The organism is Escherichia sp. WS338 (genome assembly GCF_046486405.1).
Taxonomy (GTDB): domain Bacteria; phylum Pseudomonadota; class Gammaproteobacteria; order Enterobacterales; family Enterobacteriaceae; genus Escherichia; species Escherichia coli.
Window position 1 is genome coordinate 1 of record NZ_JBJQLL010000072.1, and the last position, 6311, is coordinate 6311.

The 6311-nt window shown below is 40.9% G+C and carries 5 protein-coding genes and 1 pseudogene; 4 read left to right on the forward strand and 2 right to left on the reverse strand.

Features of this window, described 5'->3' with window-relative positions; translation table 11 throughout:
- Positions 1 to 109 precede the first annotated feature (109 nt).
- Together ACJHWT_RS24950 and ansB are read left to right on the forward strand one after the other, a co-directional pair.
- Positions 110 to 793: pseudogene (locus ACJHWT_RS24950) on the forward strand (anaerobic C4-dicarboxylate transporter family protein); the annotation flags it as partial.
- 487 nt (positions 794 to 1280) lie between these two features.
- Positions 1281 to 2327, forward strand: coding sequence for an L-asparaginase 2 (gene ansB, locus ACJHWT_RS24955; RefSeq protein WP_001012364.1), 1047 nt, complete (start codon positions 1281 to 1283; stop codon positions 2325 to 2327).
- Positions 2328 to 2920: 593 nt separating this feature from the next.
- Here the strand turns inward: ansB and dcuR are convergent.
- Both dcuR and ACJHWT_RS24965 read right to left on the reverse strand, forming a co-directional pair.
- Positions 2921 to 3646, reverse strand: coding sequence for a two-component system response regulator DcuR (gene dcuR, locus ACJHWT_RS24960; RefSeq protein WP_001067029.1), 726 nt, complete (start codon positions 3644 to 3646; stop codon positions 2921 to 2923).
- 978 nt (positions 3647 to 4624) lie between these two features.
- Positions 4625 to 5281: a FadR/GntR family transcriptional regulator gene (locus ACJHWT_RS24965; RefSeq protein WP_000361270.1), complete on the reverse strand. Its 657-nt coding sequence runs from the start codon at positions 5279 to 5281 to the stop codon at positions 4625 to 4627.
- A 154-nt stretch (positions 5282 to 5435) separates the two neighbouring features.
- On the opposite strand from ACJHWT_RS24965, the gene ACJHWT_RS24970 reads away from it, so the two are divergent.
- Entirely contained in the window at positions 5436 to 6206 is a 771-nt protein-coding gene (locus tag ACJHWT_RS24970) for an anaerobic C4-dicarboxylate transporter family protein (RefSeq protein WP_319755231.1), read from the forward strand.
- Positions 6207 to 6256: 50 nt separating this feature from the next.
- Positions 6257 to 6311, forward strand: a 55-nt coding sequence (locus ACJHWT_RS24975) for an IS1 family transposase (protein ID WP_129692851.1), incomplete at its 3' end; no start/stop codon positions are given.

Consider the following 6311-nt stretch of genomic DNA (forward strand, 5'->3'; position numbering starts at 1 on the left):
TACTCCTCCGGCAGAAGCAGAAAAAGCTTATTATGCTTCCATCGGAAACGATGATCTGGCAGCCTGAGTTCACAGATAAAACACTCTCCAGGAAACCCGGGGCGGTTCAAAGAGTGTTAACAAACAGCTCAAGCCTTATGCCAGACGATCTGTCGCAATTTTCCTTATTGGCGTCATCCTGGTGGTCCTTTACGCTTCGGCCATTAGCCCGACGCTGGGTCTGATTGATAACGTTGTTGTTAGTCGTGATGCGGCTATTATGAGTCTCATGCTACTGGTTGGCGGATTCATTACCCTTTTCTGTAAAGCAGATATAAACAAGATTGCGGACTCCTCTGTGTTCAAGTCAGGCATGGTTGCCTGTATCTGTGTACTGGGTGTGGCATGGTTGGGGGACACTTTTGTATCTGGTCATTCAGGAGAAATTAAGGAGCTTGCCAGAACTACTGTATCCCAGTATCCAGCTCTTCTGGCTGTGGTATTTTTCCTGGCTGCGATGCTTCTGTATTCACAGGCTGCAACTGCCAAAGCTATCACTCCGGCTATTGTGACTGCATTGGGTATTACTGCAGCGAATCCGGATGACAGTTACATGCTGGTAGCTTCTTTTGCTGCTGTGTCTGCTTTATTTGTGTTACCAACTTACCCAACCCTTCTGGGGGCGGTGCAAATGGATGACACAGGAACGACCCGTATTGGTAAGTATGTGTTCAACCATGCTTTCTTTATTCCGGGTGTACTGGCTATTGCTTTCTCAGTGCTTCTGGGATTTCTTGTGGTGAGTATGTTCTGATTCTTGACCGAACGTAATTTCAATCTCCTGGCTACCCGTCAATACGTATCCACATTGATTGGTAGCCCATTCAATCTTTAAGTATTGAGGTGCGCATTGTTACTTCGTTATAAATATTTTAGTGCAACATTTATTATACGATTCTAATCAAAAAACATGATGGACGCTCATTGCTATTCTGAATGGGAGGTAATTAAACATTCTATTTACATTGATGTTTTCTACATCGATAAGAATATTTTTGATGAATGATGTTATCACGGAATGCGGTGTTTTTTTATCGATAGTTAATGTTGTTCGCCCACCTGTCAAGGAGGGATATTATATCCTGAAATATAACAGTTTATCATCTTATTCTGGATGAGTTAATGACAAGTTAAAGAGAATGAATTTATTAAAACATATCATTATTAAGCAAATTTATAAGGCATTAACTGTTCTATAGAAAAATACATGGTAAATATATTTCACAGTCCAGGAGGTAGATATGAATTTCTATAAAAGAACGGCACTTGCCGCACTGGTTATGGGTTTTAGTGGTGCAGCACTGGCATTACCCAATATCACCATTTTAGCAACCGGCGGGACCATTGCCGGTGGTGGTGACTCCGCAACCAAATCTAACTACACAGCGGGTAAAGTTGGCGTAGAAAATCTGGTTAATGCGGTGCCGCAACTGAAGGACATTGCGAACGTTAAAGGCGAGCAGGTAGTGAATATCGGCTCCCAGGACATGAACGATAATGTCTGGCTGACACTGGCGAAAAAAATTAACACCGACTGCGATAAAACCGACGGCTTCGTCATTACCCACGGTACCGACACGATGGAAGAAACCGCTTACTTCCTTGACCTGACGGTGAAATGTGACAAACCGGTGGTGATGGTCGGTGCAATGCGCCCGTCCACGTCCATGAGCGCAGACGGTCCCTTCAATCTGTATAACGCGGTAGTTACCGCAGCTGATAAAGCCTCCGCTAATCGTGGCGTACTGGTAGTAATGAACGACACTGTTCTGGATGGCCGTGACGTCACTAAAACCAACACCACCAACGTAGCGACCTTCAAGTCTGTTAACTACGGCCCTCTGGGTTACATTCACAACGGTAAGATTGACTACCAGCGCACCCCGGCACGTAAGCACACCAGTGATACGCCGTTCGATGTCTCTAAGCTGAATGAACTGCCGAAAGTCGGCATTGTTTATAACTACGCTAACGCATCCGATCTTCCGGCTAAAGCACTGGTAGATGCGGGCTATGATGGCATCGTTAGCGCTGGTGTGGGTAACGGTAACCTGTATAAATCCGTGTTTGACACCCTGGCGACCGCCGCGAAAAACGGCACTGCGGTAGTGCGTTCTTCCCGCGTACCGACGGGAGCAACCACTCAGGATGCCGAAGTGGATGATGCGAAATATGGCTTCGTCGCCTCTGGCACGTTGAACCCGCAAAAAGCACGTGTTCTGCTGCAACTGGCTCTGACGCAAACCAAAGATCCGCAGCAGATCCAGCAGATATTCAATCAGTACTAATAACCTCGCCCCGGTAACGTGCCGGGGCTTTTATAGTATTGGTTTTAGGCAGTTTAATGAATAAAGTGACAGACATGAATAATGGGGACCATTTCAATACATAATGGTTTTCTTGTACCCATGAAATGTGGTTAATTCCGGATTTATCGGGAGGGGCTTGTTAATGATATCCTGATGCTCATCGTGATGATGAGTAACATTCATAAAATGTGCTTATCAAAAACCGTGGAGTATTACTTGGCAGATAGATGAGCGAATTCACAGTTGAATCCAGAGAAATAATATCCTCTGTTCACTGGTAGACCAATGTTGTTCCAGGACAAATTCATTCACGATAAAATTGCGGAAAAAACGGGCAGGATTGGTAACGAAGCATCCGGGAGAATATACTCTTTCTGAACAATGGGGGAGTGCCATGCATCAGTGTAAATGTCAAAAAATCTGAAATCTTCCATATTTACCGCACATAACTATTCCCTGACCATACGTTTATCCTCTTAATATCCGGAACACACTCTCCAGAAATTATCGCACGATGAGTTTATTGTGATTAAGTAGATGTCATAATTATGGTAGATAAATGATTAAAAGGCTTACGGTTTTTCACTATATTTTTTAATATATGGGTAATATTGATGTCTTATCCAGTAACGATAAGCAGGGCGACCAGTGACACCACAGGAAAAATCAAATGCCAATATATGGCAACTTACCAGCCAGATGATATATTTTCTGCATGAGATTCTGGATATCTTAATACCACTGGCCAGTTCATTGAGTGTGAATTTTTTATGTTGATGCTCATCAATCCACCTACAAATAATTCGCAATGTATCTGTTGACAGTCCTTTGGGTAAATGTCTTATTTTTTCTGTGTTCGGAATTATTTTGTGAGTTAATAAATCCAGTTCTGATTGATTGAATATCTTCTGACTCTCAAGAAGAGTCTTTTTATGTTTCCATCGTGTAAGCGAATCAACCAAACGTGAGATATGAAATGGCTTTATCAGATAATCAGAAACACCATAATGTAATGAATCTTTAATTGTCGCAGAGTCATCAGCAGCAGAAATTACAATAACATCACTTTTGCAATGAATGCTATGAAGAAAAGGGAGTAAATCAAGTCCGTTATCTTTATTGATATAAAGATCAAGCAAAATCAAGTCAGCCAGTTTTTTATTTACAGATATAATTTCTTTCGCCTGACCAAGTGATAACGCTATGCCACAGCATTTAAATGCCGGGGTTTGTTCTACAATGCGACGAATCACATCAGCTACTAATATATCGTCATCAACAATTAATACATTGTTCATTTTTCCAACCTAGCTTGCCAACGTAATACCTAAATCTATATAAATATTCTATATAGTGATTTAAAAATCAACCCTATTGTTACTTATGGAATTTAATTAACTTTCCCTGGGTTAGATATACTATTTAATATTTCCCCGTTAAAATAAAATGTGAAATTATTTTTGTTAAAAATTTTAAGAGGGAAATGGATTAGTTTTTTTTATCATTGGTTCTGTGTCATTAACTTTGGAGTTAGTAACTCTACTTCTAAGAACGTTTTTTGAAAAAACATTGCTTATACTAAACATTATAGTAAAAAGAGTGACACCTGATCAACCTACAACAGTGATTACACCAGAGTGTATATCTCTGTATATTTTCTGTGACGAGTACAAAATATCAAGTTAACCCACTCAGATCGTACAGCAGAACCTTGTAATTTCCACGCAACTCACTGATTGGAGATACATCTAATTTTTATTTCCATGGCTGAGATTACTAAGAACGTGTTCTGTTGTATTGTTATCCGTTTTTGTCAAACCATTATCACAGTTCATTCGGATATCTCTGATACTGATCTCCTCAGACCTGCATAATTACAACTTCTGTTGGTTCCGCGTCACCAGGTAATCAACACCCAACTGTTGGTTCTGTCCTTGGACGGGAACACATGTTGGCAGGTAACTCCCATCCAGTGAAGATAAATTTCTCAAAAGGCAACTACTCAGGCAAGTTCTCCTTTATGTTTATGCCTGATAATATTTTCCAGATCGTATAAGGCGTCGATACGTACAGAAGACGTGGCACTCAGACTTACGCATCCCTGCTCTAACTTAACATAGTCTGCTATGATAGCGCTCTCTTTACCAATAAAGCTCGCTTATATATCAAAGATACCTTATTAGGATAAACACAGCTAATAACTTGACAGTGATATCACATAGCACTCACACCAGATAAGTTTTCCGGTTGAGTTTTAGTTTTTGAAAGATTTAATGCTATATTTTCTTTTCCAGTAAATGAACTCGCATTAACTCTGAAGCCATTTGGGCATCGCCTTTTTTGATATACGACAATATCTCTCTCTGTTTTGAAGCAGTATCAAGGAAGTATTGACAATCATTATCCGGTAACGACTCTCTTGTTTTCTCAAAATAAGCGATTAACACATCAGAGAAAACCTGCAGAACACGATTACCACTGGCCTGAAGCAAGAGCAGGTGAAAATCCCGATCATGTTGATCTGCTATTTGTGGATTGTCTGCATTTTCCTCAATCAATCTCAATTCATTTTCAAGTTTGGAGAGCATCGCTGGGAAAATTCGGCGTGTTGCCAGTGGAATGATCGCGCACTCAACTAAAATTCTGGCCTCTGTAAATTCCGAGATATCAAACCCAGATAGATCAAACTGCATCAACAATTGGTCGTTAATACTACTCTGGCCAACGTTTTTTAACAGACTTCCTCTGCGAGGGGCTCGTTCAAGCATTCCCATTTGGACGAGAGTACTAAGTGCCTGACGGACTTTATATCGGGAGGTGTTAAAACGAGTTGCAAGTTCCGTTTCTGTTTCTATACGGCCATCGGCTTTACGATTAGCTTCATCAAGCAAATAATCTTTAATAGATTCAAATAGTTCTTTTCTTTTATCCATAATATACTCTGATTACAGCTCCTATCTATTCATAACTATAAATAATATATTAAATTATATTTCTTTATATACTATCATAACAAATTTATTTATCATGTTTATTCGCACATTATGTGCATGATATTAAGCTATTTGTTGACGAAAGGGATTGGTTATGATGTTATTCGTAATTCAGTTTGCAATAGTACTTACATGCATTGGGATAGGTGGGCGCTTTGGTGGAATCGGCTTAGGGGCGGCGGGGGGATTAGGGCTCGCAATTCTGACTTTTGGTTTTGGAGTCCCGCCTGATTCCCCGCCTATCACTGTCATTTCCATTATTCTTGCTGTTATCACATGTATTGCTATCCTGCAGGCAGCGGGAGGTCTTGATCTTTTCGTGACAATAGCTGAAAAAATACTGCAAAAGAGGCCTGGTGCAATCACGTTTCTTGGGCCAGCAGTTGCTTATCTTTTTACGGCAATATGTGGAACTGGTTATGTCGCTTTTTCCATTTATCCTGTTATTGCTGAAATCGCAGCTGATGCAAGAGTGAGGCCAGAACGCGCCATGTCAATGTCAGTCATTGCCGCCAACTTTGGTCTTATAGCGAGCCCAGTAAGTGCGGTCGTTACAGGAACGATTGCGGTCTTTTCCGGATTACATGTTTCTGCTTTAGATATTTTATTGATTACTGTACCGGGAACTATTTTGGGGTGTCTTGTTGGTTGTTTGTTTGTTTATAAACGGGGCCATGATCTTGAAACGGACCCAGAGTTTCAACGCAGAGTTGCAGAAGGTGAATTTGAGTCAGTAAAAACTGGGGAACGTACAATCAGTATTATATCTAAAACAGCGAAGAAAGCCCTGATGATTTTTATTTCTGGGATCATTTTGGTTGTTGTTTTAGGCTCTGTTCCAGAATTACGTCCGGTATGGAGGTGATGCTGCCAACTTACTGATTTAGTGTATGATGGTGTTTTTGAGGTGCTCCAGTGGCTTCTGTTTCTATCAGCTGTCCCTCCTGTTCAGCTACTGACGGGGTGGTGC